This window comes from Streptomyces sp. NPDC001508 (assembly GCF_040298665.1).
In the GTDB taxonomy this organism is placed as follows: Bacteria; Actinomycetota; Actinomycetes; order Streptomycetales; family Streptomycetaceae; genus Streptomyces.
In genome coordinates this window covers 14,526-40,446 of the sequence record NZ_JBEPAP010000065.1, presented here as the reverse complement: position 1 = coordinate 40,446, position 25,921 = coordinate 14,526, and the positions used below count along the sequence as shown (strand labels likewise).

At 73.1% G+C, this 25,921-nt stretch carries 16 protein-coding genes; 6 read left to right on the top strand and 10 right to left on the bottom strand.

The genetic code is table 11. The annotated features are described in order from the left end of the window. Positions 1-120: 120 nt before the first annotated feature. The 5 genes from ABT245_RS37480 to ABT245_RS37460 form a co-directional block, all read right to left on the bottom strand. Positions 121-1,623, bottom strand: a complete 1,503-nt coding sequence (locus tag ABT245_RS37480; protein ID WP_351743004.1) for a M1 family metallopeptidase — start codon at positions 1,621-1,623, stop codon at positions 121-123. Between the two features lie 127 nt (positions 1,624-1,750). Then, a complete protein-coding gene (locus ABT245_RS37475; protein WP_351743001.1) occupies positions 1,751-2,680 on the bottom strand; it encodes an SCO2400 family protein in 930 nt (309 codons plus the stop codon). A gap of 740 nt (positions 2,681-3,420) precedes the next feature. Then, the gene (locus ABT245_RS37470; RefSeq protein ID WP_351742998.1) at positions 3,421-4,002 is read right to left on the bottom strand and encodes an Rv1733c family protein; all 582 of its coding nucleotides are present in this window, start codon (positions 4,000-4,002) and stop codon (positions 3,421-3,423) included. Between the two features lie 77 nt (positions 4,003-4,079). After that, positions 4,080-4,586, bottom strand: a complete 507-nt coding sequence (locus tag ABT245_RS37465) for a hypothetical protein (protein ID WP_351742996.1) — start codon at positions 4,584-4,586, stop codon at positions 4,080-4,082. A 110-nt stretch (positions 4,587-4,696) separates the two neighbouring features. Next, positions 4,697-5,437 (bottom strand): DUF4142 domain-containing protein, encoded by a 741-nt coding sequence (locus ABT245_RS37460; RefSeq protein WP_351742994.1) that lies wholly within the window; start codon positions 5,435-5,437, stop codon positions 4,697-4,699. A 441-nt stretch (positions 5,438-5,878) separates the two neighbouring features. On the opposite strand from ABT245_RS37460, the gene ABT245_RS37455 reads away from it, so the two are divergent. Beyond that, positions 5,879-6,454: a TerD family protein gene (locus ABT245_RS37455; RefSeq protein ID WP_351742992.1), complete on the top strand. Its 576-nt coding sequence runs from the start codon at positions 5,879-5,881 to the stop codon at positions 6,452-6,454. Between the two features lie 291 nt (positions 6,455-6,745). Here the strand turns inward: ABT245_RS37455 and ABT245_RS37450 are convergent, their stop codons facing one another. Then, positions 6,746-7,714, bottom strand: a complete 969-nt coding sequence (locus ABT245_RS37450) for an NsdA family TPR-like regulatory protein (RefSeq protein ID WP_351742989.1) — start codon at positions 7,712-7,714, stop codon at positions 6,746-6,748. Between the two features lie 904 nt (positions 7,715-8,618). Between ABT245_RS37450 and ABT245_RS37445 the strand changes: the two genes are divergently transcribed. The 5 genes from ABT245_RS37445 to ABT245_RS37425 all read left to right on the top strand — a co-directional run bounded on the left by ABT245_RS37445 (position 8,619) and on the right by ABT245_RS37425 (position 19,120). Then, on the top strand, positions 8,619-10,886 hold the full coding sequence (locus ABT245_RS37445) for a peptidoglycan recognition protein family protein (RefSeq protein WP_351742986.1): 2,268 nt from the start codon (positions 8,619-8,621) through the stop codon (positions 10,884-10,886). A gap of 468 nt (positions 10,887-11,354) precedes the next feature. After that, positions 11,355-11,660: a trypco2 family protein gene (locus ABT245_RS37440; RefSeq protein WP_351742983.1), complete on the top strand. Its 306-nt coding sequence runs from the start codon at positions 11,355-11,357 to the stop codon at positions 11,658-11,660. Positions 11,661-11,667: 7 nt separating this feature from the next. Beyond that, complete coding sequence (locus ABT245_RS37435) at positions 11,668-17,142, top strand: trypsin-like peptidase domain-containing protein (protein WP_351742979.1); 5,475 nt, start codon at positions 11,668-11,670, stop codon at positions 17,140-17,142. 131 nt (positions 17,143-17,273) lie between these two features. Further along, positions 17,274-18,329 carry an ATP-binding cassette domain-containing protein gene (locus ABT245_RS37430; RefSeq protein ID WP_351742976.1) on the top strand — a complete coding sequence of 352 codons (1,056 nt, stop codon included), beginning with the start codon at positions 17,274-17,276 and terminating at the stop codon, positions 18,327-18,329. Beyond that, positions 18,326-19,120: an ABC transporter permease gene (locus ABT245_RS37425; protein ID WP_351742973.1), complete on the top strand. Its 795-nt coding sequence runs from the start codon at positions 18,326-18,328 to the stop codon at positions 19,118-19,120. Before ABT245_RS37430 ends, ABT245_RS37425 begins: the two co-directional genes overlap by 4 nt. On the opposite strand, the gene ABT245_RS37420 is transcribed toward ABT245_RS37425, so the two are convergent. From ABT245_RS37420 to ABT245_RS37405, 4 genes are all read right to left on the bottom strand, one after another. Continuing rightward, positions 19,098-22,235, bottom strand: coding sequence for an ATP-binding protein (locus ABT245_RS37420; protein WP_351742970.1), 3,138 nt, complete (start codon positions 22,233-22,235; stop codon positions 19,098-19,100). The genes ABT245_RS37425 and ABT245_RS37420 overlap by 23 nt on opposite strands. Before the next feature lie 250 nt (positions 22,236-22,485). After that, on the bottom strand, positions 22,486-22,860 hold the full coding sequence (locus ABT245_RS37415; protein ID WP_351742967.1) for a hypothetical protein: 375 nt from the start codon (positions 22,858-22,860) through the stop codon (positions 22,486-22,488). 37 nt (positions 22,861-22,897) lie between these two features. Continuing rightward, positions 22,898-25,276: a tetratricopeptide repeat protein gene (locus ABT245_RS37410; RefSeq protein ID WP_351742964.1), complete on the bottom strand. Its 2,379-nt coding sequence runs from the start codon at positions 25,274-25,276 to the stop codon at positions 22,898-22,900. Further along, complete coding sequence (locus tag ABT245_RS37405; RefSeq protein WP_351742961.1) at positions 25,273-25,698, bottom strand: hypothetical protein; 426 nt, start codon at positions 25,696-25,698, stop codon at positions 25,273-25,275. The genes ABT245_RS37410 and ABT245_RS37405 overlap by 4 nt, the downstream gene beginning before the upstream one ends. Positions 25,699-25,921 lie beyond the last annotated feature (223 nt).

Sequence of the window (25,921 nt, the reverse complement as noted above, 5' to 3'; positions counted from 1 at the left end):
CTCTCATACGTTTCCCTGCCCGGCGCGCAGGCGCGCGCCGAGAGTCACCGGCGTGGACCAGCCGCGCGGCACAGGCCACCCGGTCGGCGGCAGCGTGTCCGGGCCCGGCGGCGGCCCCCTTCAGTCCTCGACCCGAGTCACCTGCCAGTCGGGGTGTCCGGGCATCGGCGGGGTGTGCGCGCCGTACAGCCACGGGGTCAGAAACGGCTTCAGATCCCGGCCCGCGACCTCGGAGGCGAGCGCGATGAAGTCCGCGGTGCCGGCGGACCGGCCCTGATAGCGCGTCACCCAGCTGCGTTCGATCCGCTCGAAGGTTTTCTCGCCGACCTCCTCGCGCAGGGCGTAGAGCACCAGCGCCGAGCCGTCGTAGCGGATCTGACGGAACAGTGAGGACCCGGTGGGCTCGGCGGGCGCCCCGTCGTCGTGCCGCCACCGGTCGTGCTGCTCGTACGCCGAACGCATGGCGTCCTCCAGGCCGGGGCCGCCGTGTGTGTCGCTGTACAGGCGTTCGTAGAAACGGGCGTGACCCTCGCTCAGCCACAGGTCGGACCAGTGCCGCAGGGCGACGCTGTTGCCGGTCCACTGATGGGCCAGCTCGTGCACCAGATCCCGTTCGGCGGCCACCCGGTCGCCCAGCAGGGTGGCGCTCGGCAGGACGGACAGCGACTGTGTCTCCAGCGCCACCGGCAGGTCGGCGTCGCCGACGAGAACGCCGTAGCGCCGGAAGGGGTACGGGCCGAGCCGCTGTTCCAGCCACTCCAGGTGCTCCGGGGTGAGCGCGCGGTACGCGGCGGTGTCGTCGACGAGATCCTGCGGCACCGCGTCCCGCACGGGCAGCCCGCGCGGGCCGCGGCCGTCGGCGAACGTCAACCTGCCGATGGCCAGCTGCACCAGCTGTCCGGCGACCGGCTGCTCGGAGTCGTAGGTCCAGCGGATCCGGCCGTCGGGTCGGCGCACCCGCTCCACCAGCCGGCCGCCCGCCACCGCGCTCAGCTCCGGCGGGGTGGTGACGCGGAAGGTGACCGGTGCGCGCAGGCTCGGGTGGTCATTGACCGGGAAGACCAGCTTGGCGCCGTCGGGCTGGAGACACAGCACGGTGCCGTCGGCCGTCGGCATCCAGCCGTAGTCCCCGATCGCGTCGTCGCGGTGGCGTTGCTGCGTCGGGTCGGCGGTGTAGGAGACGTGCACGGTGAAGGCGGCGCCGTCCGGGATCGGCCGGGCCGGGGTGACGACGAGTTCGTCGCCCTCGCGCACCGCCCGCGCGGGGGCGCCGTCGACGGTGACCGTGTGCAGTGTGTTGCCCGCGAAGTCGAGGTCGAAGCGGGACAGCGCCTGGGTGGCGGTGGCGCTGATGGTGGCACCGGCGGCGAACGGCGTACGAGGTGCCCGCCAGTCGAAGTCCAGGGTGTAACGGCGCACCGTGTAGCCGCCGTTGCCGTCGAGCGGCATGAGCGGGTCGCCGATGCCCGGGGCGCCGGGGGAGGGGACCGCGACCGGCGCCTGCGCGCCGGAGCGGGCGGGGGAGCGGCGGCCGTCGTGGGGGAGGGTGCCGACGAGGAGGGCGGCACCGGCGATCCCGACGGCACCGGTGAGGACGAGGGACGACGCCTTCGTGATCTTCATGGCCGCACTATGGCAGCGATGGGTGGTTACAGCGACCTAAGTCCCCAGATGTCCCTTCTGTGCGTATCCCTTCTGTCGGATGCGGGGGTGTGCAGGGGCGCAACGCCGGGGGCTGCCTGATGCTGCCTCAGCCGAGGCACAGCACGAGCACGCACAGCCGCGACGGCTGCGCGGCCGGCGCCGACGGGGCGGGACTGCTGGTCCGCGGGGTGTCTGGGGCCGGCGCGGGCGTGGTCGCGGTCTCGGGCGCGCTCGGCTGCCGCGCCGCCGTACCGGTGCGGGCCGGGTCCGACGCCACGGCGGACGGCGTGGCGCTCGGCTGCTCCGGTACGGAGGGGACGACGGGGTGGGCCGCGCGGGCGGCGTCCGGGTGGGTGGCCGGCGATGTCGCGCGCGGCGCGGTGGCCGCCACGGTCCGCTGCCGCGGGACGCCGCCGGTCCCCGGGTCCTGCGATCGCGGTGCGGTGGTCGAGGTGCGGTCGGGGGGCGGCGTCGCCGCGGGGGGCTGCTCCGGCAGTTCGTCCGCGAGGCCCATGCCGCGGTCGTCCGGAGCCGCCGCCGCCTGCGGCCGGGCGGCCGAATGGCGGTCCAGCGAGACGACGGTGAGGCCGCCTCCGACGAGCGCGACGGCCGTCGCCACCACGGCCCGGCGCCGGCTCTTCTTCCACCGGGCCCGCTGCCGGCGGCGCGCGGCGCGTCCCTCGCCCGTTGGCGCCGGACTGTCGACGTCGCCGGCCGGGGGCGCGGTGTCAGGGGTGTCCGTGGTGTCGGACGCGGCGTCGGGTGCGCCGTCGGGTGCGGCGTCGGGTGCGCCGTCGGGTGCGGCGTCGGGTGCGGCGTCGGGTTGGTCCGGCGGGGCCGTGTCGTGCCAGGAGTCCCACGTCGCGGGCGGCCGGGCGGTCGGGGCGTCGGCCGGGAGGGCCGGCGGAGCGGGCAGGGCCGGGGCGTAGGCGGTGACCGCAGTGTGGGGCGGTGCGATGTCGGGGGCGTAGGCGCCGCACCCTGGACACACCAGGGCGCCGTTGAGGTCTCGGCGACACGAGGAGCAGTAGTCCATGCGCGGTCTTCCTGGATCGCTGGCGCCGTGGGCCCGCCCGGGCACGGCCTGGTCGCGCTCGCACACCCGGCGAGCGGCCAGCAACAGTAACGAGCCTTTCGAAAGTCTGTGTGCAGCCCGTGTGCCACTCCTGCGCAGATTCACTGCATACGCCGGGGCGGGCGGCGGTGGGCCGGTTGCCCTTGTGGGCGTGGGCGTGGGCGTGGGCGTGGGCGTGGGCGTGGGCGTGGAGTGGGCGTGGGTGTGGGGGCGGGTGCGGGTGCGGGTGTGGTTGCGGGCGTGGGCGGGTTGGGCGTGGGCGGGTTGGGTGTGGGGTGGCGTGGTGTCGGGGTGCGGGGCTGGTCGGGTGTGCAGGGGTGTGGGGATGCCGGGCGGTGCGGGGCCGGTCGGTGAGGGGCGGTGTGGTGTCGGGGTGCGGGGCCGGTCGGGTGTGTGGGGGGGCGTGGCGTTGGGGTGCGGGGTCGGTTGGGTGTGTGGGGGCGTGGGGCTGGTTGGGTGTGGGGGCGTGGTGTTGGGGTGTGGGGATGCCGGGCGGTGTGGGGCTGGTCGGGTGTGGGGTGGCGTGGTGTCGGGGTGTGGGGCTGGCTGGGTGAGGGGTGGCGTGGTGTCGGGGTGTGGGGCTGGTCGGGTGTGCAGGGGTGTGGGGACGCCGGGCGGTGCGGGGCCGGTTGGGTGTGCAGGGGTGTGGGGACGCCGGGCGGGGCGGGGTGCCGGGCTCGGGGTGCGGGGGCGCGGCGGGGTCAGCCCGTCTTTCCGCCCCAGCGGGTGTCGACGCGCTCCCACTCCTCGGCCCACTGCTCCATGCGGCGGTGTTCAAGCCGGGAGCGGGCGAACTGGGCGCACCCGGCCACACTGCCGGCGGTGGCCACCGCCACCAGGACGCCGGTCCAGGCCGCCTGGAACGTCGCGTCACCGCTGGACAGCGGCTTCGCCGTCAGCTTGCCGTGCGCGTCCGTCCACACCGTGACCCGGGTGCCCTGCGGTGCGCCGGGCGGCACCTCCGTGCGGGCGAGGTGTGTCGAACCGTCCGGGGACTGCCAGCGCACGGGGGCCCAGATATGACCGCCGTCCAGGGTCTGGGCGGACGGGCCGGTCGGTGCGTCCTGGGTGACGACGGCCGCGACCGGGTGCCGCTCCGTCCGCTGCTGGGCCAGGTTGCCTGCCACCGTGGACGCCGCCAGCAGCCCGGCGAGCGCGCCGCCCACCAGGGCGATCACCCACGCCGTGAGCACGAGCCAGGCTTCGATCACGTCACTGCGGCGCCTGAGCGGATTACGGCGCCAGCGCCAGGTCCGCATCCGGCGGAGCTGTGTCCTTGCCATGGTCGACACCCCCTTGCGGCACCGACAGGCCACCCCTCGCCTTTCAGTGTCCTCCTGTGACGGCGCGATGGCAGGTCCTACCCGGAGTGGTTCGTCGACGTCGGGCCGGCCGGCGTCGGGACGGGCGGCATCAGGACGTCCGGCGAGGCGGTCGCCGTGGGCAGCGGGTCGGCAACGTCCTCGGACCGCTGCGAGGTCGCGTCGTCGGGGCCCGCCGGGCCGCCGCCCGGGCCCGCGGGCAGCAGCGAGAGGGCGGACAGGGCCAGTGCGGCCGCGGCGACCGTGCCGAGGACGCGGCCCACCCGGCGGCGCCTGGCGGGGCCGTCCAGATCGCGCCAGGCCGGGCCGTACGACAGCTCCCGCGGCTGCCACAACTCGCCGACCGCGTCCGGCCGCGGTGCCGTCGGCCGCGGTGCCGCCGGGGGCGGCACGGCCCGCTCCCGCGCGGACGGCTCCCTGGGCGCCGACCTGCGGATGGCCCGCTCGGAGTCGTCGAGGAACTGCTGCCACACCGTGTCCGGGACGGGCGCGGCGCCATCGCCCCCGCCCGTCGGTCCATCGCTGTCCGGTTGCCGAGTGGACACGGCCCCCTCTTCTCCTCGCCCGTCGCGTCCCCACCGGGAGGACGGCACCGGACGGCGCCGCGTTCCCTCCGGCCGGCACGCGGGTGCCGTGGAGCGTTCCGGGGAGGGCGTCAGCCTGTGGACGGGCTCGGGGTCGGGGACGCCGTGTTGATGTTCAGGTCGGGGCGCGGGGTCAGGGCGACCACCGGGGCGCCGGCCTGCGGCGGCGGCGGGGTGAGTTGGTCCTTGGGGAGCTTGGGCGGGGTGGTCTGCTGGAAGTTGACCTGGTCGAAGTTGATCACTCCGGTCTTCTCCAGCACGGTGATGTGGTCGAGAACGGTGTCGTTGGCGAGGTCGGCCAGCTCGCGCACGAGGGTGTTCTGCGTTTCGGCGCGGATCTTGGCGATCGCCGGGAAGATCTGCCCGTGGGTTATCCGCATGATGTTGGCGGCCGTCGTGTCGAACTGCCTGCCGGACTGCGCGGCCGAGGTCTCCACGAACTGCTGCTGTTGTGGCGTGGCCTGGTTGGGCAGGGTGATGCCGAGTTCCGGGGCGATCTTGCGGCACAGCTCGTCCAGCCCCGCGTGTCCCACGATCAGATGCTTGCCGGCCTCCTTCATCTGCGGGGTGGACCCCTTCTTCAGGGCGATCTCGCCCAGCGGGTACTCCCACAGCCCGGCGGAGCGGACCTTGACCACGAAGTCGCGGTCGGCCTCGGTGAGCGGTCCGTAGCGGGTGTTGGCGATGATCCTGGAGGAGCTGCTCGACGTCTTCTGCACGCCGAGCATCGCGGGATAGGCGAGCGCGGTGAGGGTCATGCCCAGTGCGCCGGCCACGAAGACGGTGCCGATCGTGCTGCGGGACATGCGCATGGTGCCTCCTGGGGCGTACGACTCGTACCACGAGGTACGCGGCGACCGCGACGGCCGATCAGCGCGCCGGGTAAAAATTGGAGGCTGCTGTGTGGTGTGCGTCACATCATCGTGGTGGGAGGGCGCGGGCCGCGGCGGATGCCGGGGTGCCACGCGACTCCTCCTCGACCGCTCGCTGACCCTGCTGCGCACCCTGGACACCCCGTCCCCCGGACAGATCCCGGCTTCCTAGACCGAACGGGAAGTCCTGGAACTGCGGCCTCGCGCGGAACGGGACTTCTGCCCGGGCGTCCGCGGAGAACTCGCCGGTCCGACGCCCCCTGCCCTTGCCGTCGCCTGCGCCCGAATGCTTTCGTGATTGCGCAATGATCGGAACCGTGAGTGCGGGGTTCGCGTGGAAAGCAGTGACGGTACCGACGGACCACACCGGAAGGACGAGCCGTGGGAATTTCCCTCGCCAAGGGCGGCAACGTATCGCTGAGCAAGGAGGCGCCGGGCCTGACCGCCGTACTGGTCGGCCTCGGCTGGGACGTGCGCACCACGACCGGCGCGGACTACGACCTGGACGCCTCCGCGCTGCTGCTGAACACGTCCGGCAAGGTCGCCTCCGACTCACACTTCGTCTTCTACAACAACCTCAGGAGCCCGGACGGCTCGGTGGAGCACACCGGCGACAACCTGACCGGTGAGGGCGAGGGCGACGACGAGAGCATCAAGGTGAACCTCGCCGCCGTACCCGCCGACATCGACAAGATCGTCTTCCCTGTCTCCATCCACGAGGCGGAGCAGCGCGGACAGAGCTTCGGCCAGGTCCGCAACGCGTTCATCCGGGTGGTGAACCAGGCAGGCGGCCAGGAGATCGCCCGCTACGACCTGTCGGAGGACGCCTCGACCGAGACGGCGATGGTCTTCGGCGAGCTGTACCGGCACGGCACCGAGTGGAAGTTCCGCGCGGTAGGCCAGGGTTACGCCTCCGGCCTACGCGGCATCGCCACCGACTTCGGTGTCAACGTCTGACAGCCGGTAGCTCGTGGGTCCTGACCTGCGTCTGACCTGCGTCTTTGTGGGTCAGAGGCCGGCCGGGGGGCGCAGCGGGGGCGCTCGGCGCTGCGAAAGCCTTGCCGAGTGCCTTCCGCGTCTTGTCTTCCGAGTCGGGGAACAGGCGGCTGTACACGGTCGAAGAACAGATGGCTGTGCACGTTCAGGGTCATCGCCGCGTTCGTGTGGCCGAGCCGTTCGGATACGACCTTGACCGACTCGCCCGCAGCAATCAGAAATGGGCGTGGCAAATATCGGCTGCCGTAAACGCTAGGCCGCCTCCAGCGCCTTCCGTAGCGCATCCTTGTGTTCCCACGACCAGGGCGCATCCCGCAAGTCATCGGGCAATCCTGCGAGCCCGTTCCGCAAGTGGTCGGCTGCCTCGCTGTAGCGCCCCAGGGCTAGAGTGCACAGACCCATATTCAGGCGGTTGAACGCCGGGGTAAGCCAATAGGCGGTGTCTGGGGGCGGCAGGGCAGCCGCCTTGTCCGTCAACCCTTCCGCGTCCTCGACCAGGTGCAGGGCTGCGTCAAGTTCCCCTATGGCTGCCATTCCGGCAGCCGCTTGCAGATAGTCGCCGATCCTCTGGGCAGGGTGTGCCCCAGGCGTGTTCGCTGCGGCAGAGAACCAACGCGCAATGCCCTGGGGGCGGTTCTGTTGCCGGGCGATATATCCTTTGAAATTGAGCGCCTGGGCGGCAAGGGTACCGTTTCCGATTTCGTCGGCAAGTTCTAAAGCGTGGTTGAGGAGTCTTACCGCCTCATCATCCCTGCGTACTTGGGCAAGCATCCAGCCCGCGAATTGCACCCATTCTGAGGCCACTTCCGCGAGGCTGTCACGGTGTGGACCCCGGGCACCTTTCAGTATCCGTGTAACCTCGCGCATCTGCTCCATGGTCGCAGGGATTACCGATTTAGGCTTCACGGTGTCGTCCAGGCGTCGGTATGCGGCTAGCACTCTTGCCAATGCGTCGACTGCTCCGGCATCCAGACGGGAAGGCTGGGCAGCGCTACGTGCCACACGGGATTCATCGTCCGGGTCGAGCATGATTGCGGCCAGTGCGCCTCCTGCGTCAACAAGAGCGTCGAGTGATTCGGCAAGTTTTGCCGACGGTTTCTGCTTCCCGTTGAGTACGCGCGACAGATAAGCCACGTCGTAATTCAGTGCGCGCGCGGCAGCCTTCATCGAATAGCCGCTGTCCCGCAGGGCTCCGCGAGCAAGATCGGTAAAGTCGCGCATCGTGAACCTCGGGGGTCGACCGACAGTGCTTCCAGAGTAGTCAATCCTGGTCAACTACCGCGTAGCCATTGCGATTCCCAAGCATGGACAGACGGAAGCAAGCACCCTGCGACGTGGCGAAGGCTGGGGGCATGGCCGATCCGACAGGAGCAGACGGACGATGCAACGCCCATCACGAACCCTCGAACGAGTGAGAGCCGCATTCCGCCGACGCGCCCCGGCAAGCACAGCAGTGCCTCCCCGCAGGGGCTCTACGCCGGACGCGTGGGGCGCGCGGTTGGTCATCGCCGGCAGGCGCCGCGCGGAACGGCACACGGGGACCCCGTACCCGCCTCAACGCCAGCCGCGCGCCGCGTGGTGCGCGCCGGAGCGCGATGGGGAGGCAGAGGAAACACGGGAGCATACGGGGCCTCTTGTCCGGCCCTGTGTCGACGCCCGGGGAGAAGCGCCCCGCACCGCCCGCACAGGCGCCCAGGCGGACCCTTGGGGGAGCGTCCAGTGAAACGATCGAGGTCTACAGGGCGAACCCGGAGACGGACGCCAGTACACAGGTACGCAGCAAGCACACCGTGAAGCTGCCGGACGGAGGGCGGCGCCATGGCAACCGGGGCCGCCGTGCGTCCCGTTACGCCGTGCGGGGGTGCTTGGGCGGCCGGGCGGGCCGGCGCGGGTGCGTGGTGGCGTACCTCGGTCGTGACCCGCCCGCGGCCGGTGGGGGCGCCACCGCTCCATGAGGTCAGGGTGACATTCGGTGTCCGCGGTGCGCTGAAGACAACGGTGCATCCATGTCTCGGGTGTGCCTCCTGTGACTTCTACCGCGGGTCCTGTGTGACCCTCAGCGGCCTTTTTAGGGGTGGATTACGTCGTGAGTCGTCGTACGTCGCATGCGTACAGACCGTTGGGCATGAAGCGCCGGGTGTGGCTGACGCTGGGAGCGGTCGTCCTTGGTGGCGGAGGGGTGGTGACCTACGCCGTCGCCAGCCCCGCCGACGGGCACGGAGCCGCGGCCCGCGCCAAGCGACCCGCGAAGGTCTACGCGCTCGCCCTGAAGGGTGCCGCGAGCAACAAGCGGGAACTGGCCCGGACGAGCACCGAGCAGTTCTCGATGCTCGGCGTCTCCTGGAAGGGCGCCGCCCAGCGGCTGGACGGGACCGCGCAGGTGCGCACCCGCAGCCTGGCCACCGGCGAATGGGGCGCCTGGCACGACCTGGAGGTGAACGCGGATCCGCCGGAGGCCCCCGAGGCCGAGGCGCGCGGTGCCTCCGAGCCGCTGTGGGTCGGTCCCTCCGACGGCGTCCAGGCCCAGGTCGTCCGCAAGGACGGTTCGACCCGCGCGCTGCCCCCGGGACTCCAGGTCAACCTGGTCGACCCGGGCGTGGTGACCGACGCCGAGCTGAAGTCCGGCGGCGACGCCGACCCGGCCGCCTTCGCCGTCGCGGAGAGCCCCGGCGTCACCTCGACCGACTCCGCGTCCCCGTCGACCAGCGCGTCCCCCTCGGACCCCCCGTCCGCGTCCCCCTCGGACTCCCCGTCCGCGTCCCCCTCGGACTCCCCGTCCGCATCCGCATCCGTGTCGGCCTCGGCCTCCGCATCGGCGTCCGCCTCCACGTCGCCCTCCGCGAGCACGTCGGAGAGCCTTCCCCCGGCGCCGCCGTCCACCGTGCCGCAGCCCTCGATGGTCTCGCGGGCCGGCTGGGGCGCCGACGAATCCATCAGCCCCGACCCGTCGGAGTACAACGCGGACGTCAAGACCGTGTTCGTGCACCACACGGACAGCGTCAACGACTACTCGTGCGCCGACTCGGCGGCGATCGTGCGGGGCATCTACACGTACCACGTGAAGACCAACGGCTGGAACGACATCGGCTACAACTTCCTGGTCGACAAGTGCGGCACCGTCTTCGAGGGCCGCAAGGGCGGCGTCGACCGGCCGGTGCTCGGCGCGCACACCTACGGCTGGAACCGGGAGTCCGCGGGCATCGCGGTGCTCGGCACCAACACCACCGTCAGCGCCTCAAACGCCACGCTGGCCTCGATCGCCCGGGTCGCGGCCTGGAAACTCGGGCAGTACGGCGCCGATCCGGCCGGCACCGTGCAGCTGACCGCGGGCGCGAGCCAGAAGAACTACTTCGGCACCAGCTTCACCGCGGGCACCAAGTACACCTTCCCGAGGATCTCCGCGCACCGTGACGGCTACAACACCGAGTGCCCCGGCAGCGCGCTCTACGCGCAGCTGCCGACGATCCGTACCCTGGCGGCCGGCCCGGTGCAGGGCCTGAAGGTCTCCTCGGTCTCCGGCGCCACCCAGAACGGCTCGGCCTACTACACCAAGGGCGCCGTCACCGTGAAGTGGTCGGCCACCACGCCGGCCCCGCTCATCTCCAAGTACCAGCTGCTGGTCGACGGCAAGACCGTCGCCACCCTCGCCGGCTCCGCCACGTCCGCCGGCACCACGCTGGCCGTGGGCAGCCACACGGTGGCCGTGCGGGCCGTGCACCAGTCCGGCAGGACGGCCACCGCCTCGGTGAAGGTCGTGGCGGACACCACCGCACCCACCTTCACCAGCTCGCCGAAACTGTCCCTGCGCACCGGCACCGTCAACACCACCGCCGTACCGGTCACGCTCGGCTGGAAGGCGGCCGACGAGACCGCCCTGCGGCAGGTGAAGCTGCTGTCCCCGACGGCCGTCACCTTCGGCCCGACCACCACCAGCTCCCAGCGCACCGCCCCGTCCGGCTCGGCCACCACCTGGTCCATGCGGGCGTACGACTGGGCCGGCAACTACCGCACGTCCTCGCCCTCCTACACCCCCGTGATCCTCCAGGAGAACTCGGCCACCAAGACCGGTACCTGGTCCACCCGCTCCAGCTCCAGCTACCTCGGCGGCACGTCGTACTCCAGCTCCGCCAAGAACGCGAGCCTCAGCTGGACCTTCACCGGCCGCTCGGCCGGCTGGGTGGTCTCCCGCGCCTCCAGCTCCGGGCAGGCGTACGTGTACGTCGACGGCACCAAGGTCGCGACGGTCGACCTGAAGTCGTCCGGCACGCTGTACCGACAGGCCATATGGACCAAGACCTGGTCCAGCAGCGCCAAACACACCGTCAAGATCGTCGTGGTCGGCACCAGCGGCCGACCGACCATCACCACGGACGGCCTCGTCTACATCAAGTAGCCGTCATCGAGTAGCTGGCACCGAGTAGCGGTCGCACACGATCCCGCGGAGCGCGTTCCCTCGTGCTCCGCGGGACCGTTCGCGTGTCCGCCGGCGCGCCTTCGTGGCTGCCGAATGCGGGTGCGCGGTCAGCGCTTCAGGAGGTCGCGCACCCCACACGTCGGCCCTCGGCCGAAGTCCGGTTGCGTGCATGCCGCTTGAACTGCGGCCGGGCGGGAGGCCCTTGTGGGTGTGGCTGGTTCGGGTTTCCGGCGGCCTCTTCGTGGCTGGCGGGTGCGGGTCGGCGGACGGCGTCCCCGGACACGGCCGTTCCCGGCCGGAGTTCCGCTCCGAGGGCGCTGCTTGAGCCGGCGGCGGGCCGGGGAACGGTGCCGATGTGGCTGGTTCGGCTTGGCGTTGCCCTGGTGTCTGAGACACTTCATTCACGCCACAGGCGGCAGACTGATTCCGCGTCATTCCGGGGGACCCATGGACATCGAACTGGCCGATCTGCTCACGTCACTTCGTTCGGAGATCGACCGTGCCCGGCTGGCGGCGGCCGGCCAGGACGTGCGGTTCCGGATCAACTCCATCGACCTGGAACTCCAGGTCGCCGTGGAGAAGACCGCCGAGGCCAACGCCGGCGTGCGGTTCTGGGTGGTGTCCCTCGGCGGCAAGGGCGGCGGCAAGTCGGCGCAGACCCACACGGTCAAGCTCAGCCTGGCCGCCGAGACGGACACCGGCGAGCAGGTCCTCACGGGCGACGACGTGTCGAGCCTCTTCCCCACCGGCTGACCGCTGGATGAGTTCGCTCGACAAACGCAGGGTCGCGCAGGTCGTCGTCAGACGCGACGGCAGCATCGAGTACGGCTCGGGCTATCTGATCAGCGCCCGGCTGGTCCTCACCGTGGAACACCTGCTCGGCCGGGCCGCGGACCCGGCGTGCACGGTGATGCTCGGCCGGGACAAGGACGAGCTGCCCGCCACCGTGGTGTGGCGGGGCACCCGGCAGGACATGGCGTTGCTGCGCCTCGACGAGGCGCCCGCGGGCCTCGGCGCCGTACCGCAGGTCGTCTTCGGCAGCCTGCCGGACGCGGTGGGCGGTGTGCCGTTCACCGGCATCGGTTTTCCCGCCTTCGCCCAGCGGGCCGCCTCGAAGCGGTTCGAGGGCTTCGACCGGCGGGACACCCATGAGGTCACCGGACGCGTCCAGCTCGGTTCCAATATGAAGTCGGGGCTGCTCGACCTCGCCATCACCTCGCGTTTCCCGCACGAACGGGGCCCCGACGGCCAGGACGCCTGGCAGGGCATGTCCGGCACGGCCCTGTTCGCCCACGACAGGTTTCTGATCGGGGTGCAGTCCCACCGGCTGCGCGCCGCGGGGCCGAACAGCGCGGAGGCCCAGCCGGTGGCCGAGGCACTGCGCGACCCCGCCTTCGCCGCCGTACTCGCCGACAACTTCGTACGGCCCAGCGCGGTGCCGCTCGACCCGCCCGCCCCAGAACCCGTACGCCGGCTGCGGGCGGTGATCTCCCAGGGCGAACTCATCGAGGGCTTCAGCGACTTCGAGAAGAACCTCACCCCGGAGCGGCTGCCGTTCGTCTCACCGGGCGGCGACAACGAGGCATCCCCGAAGAAGCTGCTGACCAGGCTGGTGATGTCCGAGGACCGGGGTGTGCTGCTGGTGGGCACGGCGGGCACCGGCAAGAGCCGCACCGGCCTGGAGGTGGGCCGGCTCGCGCTGGAACAGGGCTGGCGCGTGCTGCACGTCCTGCCCCACAAGGAGAAGGAGAAGGAGAACCAGTCGGTCATCGAGCAGATAGCCGACCAGGTCTTCGCGGAGCTGACCCCGGTCCTGCTGGTGGTCGACCTCAACGAGACCAGCCTGGATCTGCTGGCCCTGCGTCACCATCTGCTGCCCGAGGCCCGCCGCCGTGGCGTTCCGCTGGCGCTGCTCGCCTCCGCCCGGCCCGGCTGGCTGCTGAAGGCCGATCGCGCGCTGGTGCACGAGCTGTTCGACGAGGTGAAGCTGCGACAGGACGAGGCGTTCCAGCGGCAGATCACCGACAATGTGCTGCGGACGCTCGCCCCCACGGCCATCCGGCAGCTGGGCCGGGACCGGATGCTCGCGGTCAGCGGCGACCGCCCCATCGTCGCCCTGCTGATCGCCCGCGAGATCGAGCGCCGCGTCAAGGCCGGAGTGCTGTCCATGCCGGAGACGGCGGGGCTGCGGGCCGGCGGCGAACTGCCCGCCTGGCTGCACAGCCGGCTCAGCGAGGACGAACTCGCCGTGCCCGGCCGCCCGAACATCTACACCCCGGCCCGCGCCTCGCACGGCCTGGTGGCCGCGGCGGCCGCGGCGGCGGCCTGCCCTCAGGAGAACGCGGAGGTCGTGGCGGCCGCGCACGCGGCGGTCGCCGACGCCACGGGCGACGTGCCCGCCGCCGCCGACGTGGTGGCGACTTTGGTGTCGCTGGGCTGGCTCGAGGACGAGGACGGGGTGCTGTCGGTCGCCCACGACATCGTCGCCGACCAGCTCATCGAGTCGGTCATCCTGCCCGAGCCGGACTCCGCGCCGGACGTCCCCGGAACCCACGCCCTGCTCGCCGGCTGCCTCACAGGCGCCCGCACCGTCGGCCGCTTCGCCGTCAACATCGGCCGGCTCGTCAACGACCTGGTCCTCGCCGACCGGGCCGCCGCGAGCGCGGCGGTGCTCGACGCATGGTTCACCGCACACGCCACCGACATCGGCCGGCTGATGCGGCACGACTCGGACGTCGGCGGGTACGCGCTCGGCGCCATCTGCTCCGGACCGCCCTGGTCCGCCTCCGCCGTGCGCAACTGGGGGCAGGTCGTCAGCCCGTGGCTCGCCGACCACGGCGCCGGCCACGACGCCCGGCACGTGCTCCACCGCGGACTGCGTCATCTGCCCGGCGACGGCGCCCTGTTGCTCGTACCCGCCGCGCTGGCGTGGCTGAAGACCCACGGTCTGACCAGCGAGGCCAACTATGTCGCGGGCCCGCTGCTGTCCCGTACCGACGTGCCGACCGAGGCCGTGCAGCAGGCCGTCACCATCGCGCTGGCCTGGCTCGACCGGCACACCACGCACGCCGGCGCCGGCTATGTCATCAGACCCCTGCTCGCCCGCGTCGATCTGCCCGCCGACGACGCCCAACGGGTCCTCGCCGCCGCGTTCGTGTGGCTCGACCGCTACACCGCGACGCACAGCGCCGGCTATGTGCTCAGCACCCTCCTGCCCCGCTCCGACCTGAACGCCGCGGACGCCGGGCGGATGCTGTCGGTCGCCCTCGCCTGGCTCGACCACCATGCGACCGCGCCCGACGCCGGGCACATCCTCCGGCCGCTGCTCTCGCGCGCCGACCTCGGCCCCGCCGACGCGAGCCGGGCCGTACGGGCCGCGCTCACCTGGCTGGACCTGCACGGAATCACCGACCGGGCCACGTTCGTCCTCTCCCCGCTGCTCGCCCGCACCGACACGGACGCCGACGCCGCCCGGCGGGCACAGGCCGCGGCCCTGCGCTGGCTGGACCAGCACGCCACCACCGCGGAGGCCCGGTTCGTGCTCGGCCCGCTGCTCGCCCGCACCGATCTGGCCGCCGAGGACGCCGCGCGGGTGCTGGCCGCCGCGCTGGTCTGGCTGGAGGACCATGCCACCGCGGCCGACGCCGAGTCGGTCCTCAGCCGTCTCGTGCAGCGTTCCGGCCTGGCCGCCGAGGACGCCGCGCGGGTGCTGGCCGCCGCGCTGGTCTGGCTGGAGGAGCACGCCACCGCGGCCGACGCCGAGTTCGTCCTCAGCCGCCTCGTCCTGCGGACCGATCTGCCCGCCGCCGACGCCCAGCGGGTCACCCGCGCCACCCTCGCCTGGCTCGACCGGCACACCACCGCCGAACGGGCCAAGTACCTCCTCGGCCGTCTGCTCACGCTGTCCGACCTCGCCGAGGCCGATGTGCGGCGGCTGGTCCTCGCCGCCCTGGCCTGGCTCGACCAGCACGCCGCCGACGACTCCGGGCACGTCCTCGCCCCGCTGCTCTCCCGTACCGACCTCACCCCCGAAGAGGCCCGGCGGGCGGTGACGGCCGCCCTGACCTGGCTCGACCAGCACATGATCAGCGACGCCGGCTATGTCCTCAGACCGCTGCTCGCCCGGTCCGACCTCACCGCGCCCGACGCCCAGCGGGCGATCCGCACCGCGGTGGCCTGGCTCGCCCACTACGAGAGGACGCTGGGCGCCGGATACGTCCTCAACGTTATTCTCGCCCGCGGTGACCTGACCCCCCACCAGGCCCGGCGGGCGCTCGCCGCGGCCCGCGTCTGGCTGGAGCGGCACACCGCCACACCCGACGCCGGATATGTCTTCGGCCGGCTGATCGCCCACCCCGACATCCCGCCGGACGAAGCACAGGAACTGCTGCCCGCCGCCCTCGCCTGGCTCGGCGACCACCTCACCGCGCCGGAGGCCCGCCATGTCCTCGACGCCCTGGACGCCCGCACGGATCTCGGCACCGACGACACCCAGCGGTTCGCGTCGACCGTGCTGACCTGGCTCGACCACCACGCCGGCACCGCGAGGGCGCAGTCCGTGCTCAACGCGCTGCTCGCCCGCGGCGATCTCCCCGCCGACCATGCCCGGCGGGCCGTCGCCGCGGCGCTGGTCTGGCTCGACAACCATCTCGCCGGGCCGGGCGCCGGCTATGTCCTCAAACCGCTGCTGGCCCGCGCCGACCTGCCGTCCGACGCCGCCCGGCGGGCCGTCACGGCGGCCCTCACCTGGCTCGACGACCACGCCACCGGCCAAAGCGCCCAGTTCGTCCTGAACACCTTGCTCGCCCGCGCCGATCTCGGCGCCGACGAGGCACCGCGGGCGCTGGCCGCCGCGTACCGCTGGCTGGACGGGCACGCGGCCCTGCCGGAGGCGCGCTTCGTCCTCGACCCGCTGCTGGCCCGCGCCGACCTGCCGTCCGACGCCGCCCGGCGGGCGGTCGCCAAGGCCGTGGCATGGCTCGGCCTGCACGCCGCCTCGCCCGGCGCGGGCTTCGTCCTCGACCCGCTGCTGGCCCGTACGGATCTGTCCGCCGAGGACCTCCAGCGGTCGGTCGCCGCCGCCCTGGTGTGGCTGGACCACCACGCCACCACACCGAAGGGCCGGTTCGTCCTCAACGCCCTGCTCGTGCGGACCGATCTGCGGGCCGCGGACGTCCAGCGATCGGCCGCCGCCGCCCTGGCCTGGCTCGACCGGGGCGCCCTCGACCTCACCGCCGGATACGTCCTCAAACCGCTGCTCGCCGGGACCGACCTGACCGACGACCACGCCCGGCGGTCCGCGTCCGCCGCGCTCACCTGGCTCGACCGGCACACACTCACCGTCGACGCCGCCTATGTGCTCGGGCGGCTGCTCGCCCGCCGCGACCTCAGCGCCGATCACGCCCGGCGCGCGCTGGCCACGGCCTTCGCCTGGCTCGACGAGCACGCGTCCCTCACGGAGGCCCGCTTCGTGCTGGACCCGCTGCTCGGCCGGCCCGAAGCGACCGACGACCAGGCCCGGCGGTCCGCCGTCGTGGCGCTCGCCTGGCTGGACCGGCACGCCACCGCCTTCGGGGCCGGATACGTACTCAAACCACTGCTGGTCCGGGCCGACCGGCCGGCCGACGACGTGCGGCGGGCCGTGTCCGCCGCGCTCGACTGGCTCGACCGCTACCCCCTCGCGCCGAGCGCCGCACATGTGCTGCGACCGCTGCTCGAACGCACCGGCCTCACACCCGACCACGCCCGGCGGGCGGCCGCCGCCGCACTCCGCTGGCTCGGTGAGCACGCGCCCACCGCGCGGGCCCGGTTCGTGCTCGGCCCGCTGCTCGCCCGCGACGACCCGCCCGCCGAGGACGCCCCCGCGGTCCGCGCGCTGGCCCTGACCTGGCTGGAGGAACACGCCACCGTCGCCGGCGCGCCGATCGTCCTCAAGCCGCTCCTCGCGGACACCGCACTCGGTCCCGCCGACGCCGCGCGCACGGTCGCCTTCGCCTTCGCCTGGCTCGGCGAGCACGGGGCCGCGGCACGGGCCCGGTTCGTGCTCGGCCCGCTGCTGGCCCGCGGTGACCTGGCCGCCGAGGAGATACGGCGGGCGATCGCCCTCGCCCTCGCCTGGCTGACCGAGCACGCCGGGACGGCGAAGGCCACGACGGTCCGCACCGCACTCCACTCCCGCCCCGACCTCACCCCCGACGAACTCGACCGTCTGAACCCGCCCCAGGCCCCCGCCTAGAACGCGCATAAAGCTGTCGCCAGATGCGCGTGCCCGCCCCCGACGCCGGTTTCAGCGGTCGAGGTGGGGGCGGGGGAGGGTGAAACCGGGTTGAAGCCGGTCTGAAGGCGGGTGGCCGCAGGCTTCGCGGTATGACGACGCATCACGAACTCGCCATCGAAGCCAGCGGGTTGCGCAAGGCATACGGGGACAAGACCGTCCTCGACGGCATCGACATCCACGTGCCCACCGGCACCGTCTTCTCCCTCCTCGGACCGAACGGCGCGGGCAAGACCACCGCCGTCAACATCCTCTCCACGTTGATCTCCGCCGACGCCGGACGCGCCCGGATCGCCGGACACGACCTCACCGCCGAGGCTCAGGCGGTACGCGCCGCCATCGGCGTCACCGGCCAGTTCTCCGCCGTGGACGGTCTGATCACCGGCGAGGAGAACATGCTCCTCATGGCCGACCTGCACCATCTGCCGCGCACCGAGGGCCGCCGCGTGACCGCGGAACTGCTGGCACGCTTCGACCTGGTGGAGGCCGCGAAGAAGCCGGCGTCCACCTACTCCGGCGGCATGAAACGCCGGCTCGACATCGCCATGACCCTGGTCGGCGACCCGCGGATCATCTTCCTCGACGAGCCGACCACCGGCCTCGACCCGCGCTCCCGCCACACCATGTGGCAGATCATCCGCACCCTGGTCTCGGGCGGCACCACCGTCTTCCTGACCACCCAGTACCTGGAGGAGGCCGACCAGCTCGCCGACCGTATCGCCGTCCTCAACGGCGGCAGGCTCGTCGCCCAGGGCAGCGCCGACGAACTGAAGCGGCTCGTCCCCGGCGGCCACGTACGGCTGCGCTTCGCCGACCCGCAGGCGTACGAACGTGCGGCGACCGCACTGCGGGAGAGCGCACGCGACGACGACTCGCTCGCGCTGCAGATCCCCAGCGACGGCAGCCAGCGTGAGCTGCGCGCCATCCTCGACTGGCTCGACGCGGCCGGTGTCGAGGCCGACGAACTGTCCGTGCACACCCCGGACCTGGACGACGTCTTCTTCGCCCTGACCGGCACCACCGGCACCACCGGCACCACGGGCGCCACGGGCACCACCGGCACCACGGGCGCCACGGGCACCACCGGCATCGCCCCGACCGCCACTGCCACCGCCACCGCCCCCGCCGACAAGGAGACCGTTCGATGACCGCCGCCGGCCACGCCGTCCGCGACAACCTGACCATGCTGCGGCGCAATCTGCTGCACGCCCGCCGCTACCCCTCCCTCACCCTGAACGTCGTGCTCACCCCGGTCGTCCTGCTGCTGCTGTTCGTGTACGTCTTCGGTGACGTGATGAGCGCCGGCATCACCGGCGGACCGGCCGACCGCGGCGACTATCTCGCCTACCTGGTCCCGGGCATCCTGCTGATGACGGTGGGCGGTACCGCGCTCGGCACCGCGGTGTCCGTGGCCTCCGACATGACCGAGGGCATCATGGCCCGCTTCCGCACCATGGCCATCTCCCGTGCCTCCGTGCTGACCGGCCATGTGATCGGCAGCGTGATCCAGACGCTGCTCGCCCTGGCGCTGGTGCTGGGCGTCGGGCTGGCCATCGGCTTCCGGCCCGACGCGGGCCCGGTGCAATGGCTCGCGGCGGCCGGTCTGCTGACGCTGGTCGCTCTCGCGCTGATCTGGGTCGCGGTCGGTATCGGCCTGGCCTCCCCCAACCCGGAGGGCGCGAGCAACATCGGACTGCCGCTGATGCTGCTGCCGCTGCTGTCCAGCGCGTTCGTACCGGTGGACGCCATGCCGGGCTGGTTCCGCTGGTTCGCCGAGTACCAGCCCTTCTCGCCCGCCATCGAGACCCTGCGCGGCCTGCTGCTGGGCGGCGAGATCGGCACCCGCAACGCGGTGCTGGCCGTCGCCTGGAGCCTGGGCCTCGCCCTGCTCGGCTACCTGTGGGCCAGGGGACAGTTCACTCGGGAGCCGCGGCATTGAGTTCGTGGAGCGCTGCGGCTCGCAGTTCCTGTCGTCCCAGGGTGGCGTATGCCGATCGTGCCTCGGTGTACGCCGCCGGGTCGGTGTCCTCGGCGGCTTGCCGGGACCGTGCTGTGGACAGTGTGGGGAACTCCCGTACCACCGGCATCCGTTCGGCCAGCGCCACCAGCCGGACGGCCGCCGGCTCGCCCGCGGCCAGCCCGGCCAGCCCGAGCGCCAGCAGCACCGTGCCGTACACCGGGACATCCACCGGAGAGCGGTCGCCCAGAGAGCCGGACAGCATGCCGAGCAGCCGCTCCCGCAGCCGCTCGGCCAGCCCGGCCACCGGGTCCAGCCGGCCGTGCCGCGCGTGCGCGGCCAGCGCGGCGGCCTGCACCTCAAGCTCCCACGGGTCCACGAACGGGTCCCCGGCATGCGACAGGCTGTCCTCCCGTATCCGCTCCACCGCCTGCCGCCACAGCCCGAGCCCGACCTCGGTCAGCCCGCGGGCCAGCGCGATCTCGGCGCGGGCCGGCAGGTCGGGGGTGAAGATCCGGGCGGCCTCCGGCTGCCGGTCCAGGGCCGCGAGGCCCAGCCAGTACTCGGCCTCGTCGACCTCACCGCGTTGCAGACAGGCCAGCACCAGCGACCAGCGGACGCCGATCGAGTCCGACGAGTCGTCCAACTCGCCGAGCGCGTCGAGCGCGGCCCGCAGATGGTCGTACGCCTCCACACCCCGCTCGGCCTGGAGAGACAGTTCGCTGATCCGCCCGTGGCACACCACCCGCAGCATCGGGTGGTCGACCGGCGCGAGCGCGTCGGCCATCCGGCGGGCGTACGCCAGCGCCCGCTCCGGCTCGTGCTCGGACTCCCACAGATAGCTGGCGACGAACGCCGCGACGCCGGCCAGCAGCGGCTCGTCGCGGTCGCACAGCTCCCGCAGCCGCGCGTAGTGCGGCGGGCGCATGTCCGGGACGGCGCACAGCACGACCGCCAGGGCGCGCAGCACCGTGTCCGGCGGGGCGGGCGGCAGCCGGCGCAGGGTGACCAACTGGCGTACCGCGTGCGGGCCGTGGCCCATGAACAGGCTCGCCGTGCACGCCGCCGCCGCGCTGCGGGCCACCTCCACGTCCTTTGGTCCTGGCCGGAAACGGGACAGCGGCCCGCCGGTCTCGGCGGCCAGGGCGGCGAGCCGGGTGAGGTTGGTGTCGCCGGCCCACAGGGAGGCCAGTACGGCGGTCAGGGCCGCGACGGTGGGCCCGTCGGACCGGGCCAGCGCCCACCGCAACGCCAGTACCAGGTTGTCCTGTTCGGCCCTGATACGGACCGAGGCGACCGACGGATCGCCGGAGAACAGCACATCGTGGCGGGCCCGGCCGAAGTCCCGGGCCCAGCCGAGGAACCGGTCGGTGACCGTCTCCTCCTCGCCCGCCTCGGCCCGCCGTCGGGCGCTGAACTCCCGCAGCGTCTCCAGCATGTGGAAACGCACCCCGGACGGGCTGTCATCCACCTTGATCAGGGACTGGCCGGCCAGCTGCTCCAGCAGGGCCAGCGTGTCCCCGGTCCCGTCGAGCAGCCGCTCCGCCGCGTCCTCGGCGAAGCCGCCGGGGAACACCGACAGCGCGCGCAGCGCCGCCCTGCCGTCGGGCTCCAGCAGGTTCCAGCTCCACTCCACCACGGCCCACAGCGTGCGATGCCGCTCGGGGGCGTCGCGGGCGCCGCCGCGCAGCAGCGCGAACCGGTCCCGCAGCCGACGGGAGATGTCGGCCACGGACAGCACCCGTACCCGGGCCGCGGCCAGTTCCACGGCCAGCGGCAGCCCGTCCAGCTGACGGCAGACCTCGGTGACCCGGTCGGCGGGCAGCTCCACCCCGGGCCTGGCCGCCCGCGCCCGCTGCTCGAAGAGCGCGACCGAGGTCGCCAGGGACAGCTCGGGCAGCGCGTACACGGACTCCGAGGTCAGCCCGAGCGGGGCCCTGCTGGTGGCGAGGATCCGCAGCTCCCTCGACCGCGACACCAGCGCCTGTACGAGCGAGGCGGCGCCGCGCACCACGTGCTCGCAGTTGTCCAGCACCAGCAGGACGGGTCCGGTGCCCAGCGCGGCGGTGATGCCGGCCACCGGGTCGTGGCCACCGCTGAACTGGCGGCCCTCGCCGGCGCCGACGGCCGAGGCCACCTCGGCGGCCACGTCGTCGTCGGCGGTGACACCGGCCAGGGTGACGAAGTGCACCGCGGGCTGCTCGGCCGCCCGGCTGACCGCGTGGGCGAGCCGGGTCTTGCCGAGCCCGCCGGGCCCCACGACGGTGACGACCCGCGCCCGGCGCAGCAGCCCGGCCACGGCGTCGAGGTCGGCGTCCCGGCCGAGCAGCTCATTGGGTTCGTGCGGTACGCCGTGCCGTACCGGCGGCGCGTCCGCGTGCAGCAGCCGCTGGTACAGGGACCGCAGGGCGGGCCCGGGATCGGTGCCCAGCTCCTCGCGCAGCCGGCGCCGGTAGGTGTCGTACCGGGTCAGGGCCGCGGCCCGGCCCGCGGTGACGGCCTCGCAGCGCAGCAGTTCCGCGAGCACCTCCTCGTCCCGGGGCCGCTCCCGGGCCAGCTCGGTCAGCGGCGCCGTCGCCTCCCGGGGGCGGTCAAGGCGGGCCAGCGCGAGCGCCCGGGAGCGGGCCAGCGCACGGCGCGCCGGGACCCGGTCGGCGCGCAGGGCGGCCACCGGGTCGTGCAGCTCCTCGGCCACCGCGGCGCCGGTGTTCCCGTCCCACAGCGCCAGGCCCGCCTCGGCCTGCCGCAGGGCGCCTTCGTGGTCCCCGGCCCGCGCCCGCTCGGCGCTCGCCGCCTCGTACCGCAGCAGCGCGGAGCTGTCGACCTGTGTCTCCTCCAGCGCGAGCCGGTAGCCCGCCGGGGTGCTCACGACCAGTTCGGCACCCAACTGCGCGCGCAGCCGCGACACCAGGACCTGTACGGCCTTGCCGGGCCGCTCCGGCAACTCGTCGGGCCACAGCCCCTCCACGAGCCGGCCGGTGCTGCACCCGGTGCGCAGATCACGCGCGAGCAGCGCGAGCAGCCCACGCAGCCGGGGCGCGGTGATCTCCCGCCCCCGCCAGACGACCCCGGCCAACAAAACCAACTCACCGCTCACGCGAGCAGACTAACCAGCACCACCCACCCCACCGCAGCCCTCGAGCCGTAGCCGCACCTGTCGCTGTCGCTGTAGCCGTCGCTGCCTCTGTCGCTGTAGCCGTCGCCGTAGCCGTTCCGCCGAGCCGTGCGGCCGGTGTTCACCGTCCGTCCGACACGTCACGCGAGCCGGCCCGACCCCGCCGCCCCCGCCGTGCGGTGGCCTGCCGGGCCGGGAGGGCGGGGTGTCGGCATGGGAGCCCCGGGGGGCGTCAGGAGGGTGGGCAGCCGAACCAGTGGACCGTGCCGTTGCGGGAGGTGTAACCCAGGCATCTGACGGATCTGTCGTGCAGGGTCTCGGTCCGGACGACCTTTCCGTCCGCGTAGTCCATCTGGTGATGGGTGTGCACGAGCGTGTCGATCTCGATGGTGTACCAGCGGCGCTTTTCGTCCGGCAGGTCGCACCGGTGGCCGATCACGTCGGTGGCGGGCCCGCTGCTCCACATGACCCGTTCGGCGCGTTCACAGTGCGCCCTGCCGTTGGCGCCGCCTGCGCCTGCGGTACCGGCGCCGGCGCCGAGCAGGGCCGCCGCGCCGGTGGTCACCGCCGCGGTGGTGCCGAGCAGGCGCTTCAAAGTGATGTTCATCGATCGTCCTCCATGGTGACGGTAGGGAGAGGCGAAGTCACCTGGAGTGATAGTCACACCGATCCGGGACGCTCGGCTCGGCGGCCGGAGGCGCAGTCCGCCGACCCGGTGACGCCGGTGACGCCAATGCAGCACCTGACTGCCGCACCGCCTGGGCATTCCGGCGAGCACCGGCGAGATTGTTCCGGGCGGCCACCGTGTCGGGGTGGGTGTCCCCCAGTACCCGCTCCAAGTCGGCGACGGCGGACTCGTACAGCGGCATGGCCCGTGCCGGATCCCCCGACTTCTCGTAGGCGATGGCGAGATTGGCGCGGGTGCGCAGGGTGGCCGGGTGGGTGGTGCCCAGCAGTCGTTCGCGCTGGGCGAGGGTGGCCTCGTACAACGGGACGGCCCGCGCCGGCTCGCCCGCCGCCACATAGGCGCCGGCGAGGCTGTTACGGAGGGTCGAGGTGTCGCGGTGGGTGTCGCCCAGCACCCGCTCGGACTGTGCGAGGGCGGTCTCGGACAGTGTGATGGCGCGCGTCAGGTCACCCGCCGCCCGGTAGGCGCGGGCGAGGTTGTTCCGGCTGGTCAGGGTCTCGGGGTGAGCGTCGCCCAGTACCTGTTCGCGCTGGGCGAGGGTGGTCTCGAACAGCGGGACGGCGCGCGCCAGGTCGCCCGCCCTCTTGTAGGCGAGCGCCAGATTGTTCCGGCTGGTCAGGGTGGCGGGGTGGGTGGGGCCCAGCACTCGTTCGCGCTGGGCGAGGGTGGCCTCGAACATCGGGACGGCCCGCTCCACCTGCCCTGCCTCGCTGTAGGCGAGGGCCAGGTTGTTGCGGCTGCGCAGGGTGGCGGGGTCCTCGTCGCCCAGTACCCGTTCGCGCTGGGCGAGGGTGGCCTCGAACATCGGGATGGCCCGCCCCAGATCCCCCGCGTCCTCGTAGGCGCGGGCGAGGTTGTTGCGGCTGGTCAGGGTGTCGGGGTGGGTGTCGCCCAGGGCCCGTTCGCGTTGCGCGACGACGACGGTGCGCAGGGGGACGGAGTCGGCGTTCCGGCCCTGTCGGTCAAGGCAGTGGGCGGCGTCCTGGTACAGGTCGGCCAGTTGGGGTGAAAGCGGGCGGTCGGGCGGCGCGGATTCGGCCAGGGCGAAGACGTGGGGGAGGAGGCGTTCCCATCGCGCGTCCCGCTCCGGTGCCACGCGGTCCGCGTCGGCCATGGCATGGCACAGGCCCTGTTCGGCCTCCTGCCGGCCCCGGACCGCGGGGTGGGATTCGGCGGTGGCTCGGATGCGCAGCACGGTCTGCACCAGGCGGTGCACGGTGAGGCCCTGGCGGTCGGCGGTGAAGGCGATCATGTTGTAGGCGTGCAGTACGCCCAGCGCGTCGCCCAGTGCGACCGGGTCGGGGGCCACCGTAGCGAGGAGCGTCCGGGGGATGTCGTCGGGCGCCAGCCACGCGATCGTGTGGAGCAACCGGACGGCCAGCGGGTCACGGCCTTCGACGGCGCTCAGCGTGTGGTTCCAGACGCGGGCGATCGTACGTTCCGGATCCGTGCCGTCCGCCGCCCTGTCGACGACCCGGCCCAACAGCCGCCGGTATGAGCCCAGTTCGGTGCCGGTCTGGTGCAGATAGGCGCCTGCCTGCTCCAACGCAAGCGGCAGATACCCGAGTTCCGCGGCCAGATCCTCGGCCTGGTGGCGCTGGTCCGCAGTGGGTGGCCGCTCCGGCCCGAGGGCGAGGGCGCACAGCAGGTCCGCGGAGGCGTCCGGTTCGAGCAGGCCCAGGGCCATGGTCGGGGCGATGCCGTGCCAGCCCGTCGCCTTGCGGCTGGTGGCCAGGTGATGGCCGTCGGGCAGCGCCCCGAGGCAATGGCGCAGGTCCTTCGGGTCCTCCACGTTGTCGAAGACGAGCAGCCAGCCCGGATGCCATTGCAGCCAGAGGATCGCCCACGCCGCCCGTTCCGGCACGCCCACCGCCGCCGCCCAGTGCGGGCACAGCCGTAGCGCCAGGGCGGCCAGACCCGTGGTGATCTGCTCGGCGGACTCGGCGGTGATCCACCACACGAGTGTGTACTCGCTCCGGTACGCGTGGGCGTAGCGCAGCGCGAGGGAGCTTTTCCCGACCCCGCCGAGCCCGTGGACGGCCCGGGTCCGGGACGAGGGCGGGGTCACCGCGGCGTCGCCCTCGCGGGCCAGCAGCTCCCGCAGCCGCGCCAGTTCCCGGCCGCGGCCCACGAACACCCCGGACGCCGATCCGGGCAGGTTCGCCGCCCCGGGCGGTGCGCTCACCTCCCGCGCCCAGCGCACGGCCTCCGGCGGAAGCATCACCACGCGGGCGCCGTCGCCGGTGATCGCCACCTCGATGCCGCCGGCGGCCGCGACCGATCGCGGCCCCGAAGCCTGTGGTCCGCCCGGCGGCACCGGCTGGGGGCCGCTCACGGCCCGAGCCTGGTGTTGTCACCGGTGACGGCGGTACCGATCGTCCGGGCCGCGATGGACCGCTCACCCGACGCCGTCACCGTCACCGGCCCGCCGGCGGGCAGCAGCGCGGCGAGTTCCCGCAGCAACCCGGCGTCCTCGCGTACCGTCCGCCTGATCTGCCGGCGCAGCGCGGCAGCCGCGTCCGCGGCCTCGGCATCGCCGGCTTCCTCGGCCGCGTCCTGGACGGCCGTCTCCAGCTCGGCGCGCCCCTGCTCGTCGCGGCTGCGCCACACCGCTCGCAGCATGCGCCGCCCCACGTTCGCCGTCGCCTCGACCGCGGCGTCCTCGGCCCGGGTCAACACCCCTGTGCCATAGGCACCCAGGGCCGCCGTCAGATACGGACCCGCCTGCCCCATGAACTGAACGATCTCCGCACTCATCCTCAACCTCTCGGCCCGCGAACCCACTTGTACCGCAAACCCAGCGTAGGGAAACACCACGTCCCGCAGCCCGGCAACCGCCAGAAGCACCACCGGCCCCACCCCGAGCGGATCCGCCGCACCTGCACGGCTCCGACGCCGGCGACCCGCGTACGGGTTCGGCTCGGGCACGCCCGGTCTCCGGAGGACCGGTGGCCGACGAGGCCCGGCGCACGGGACGGGC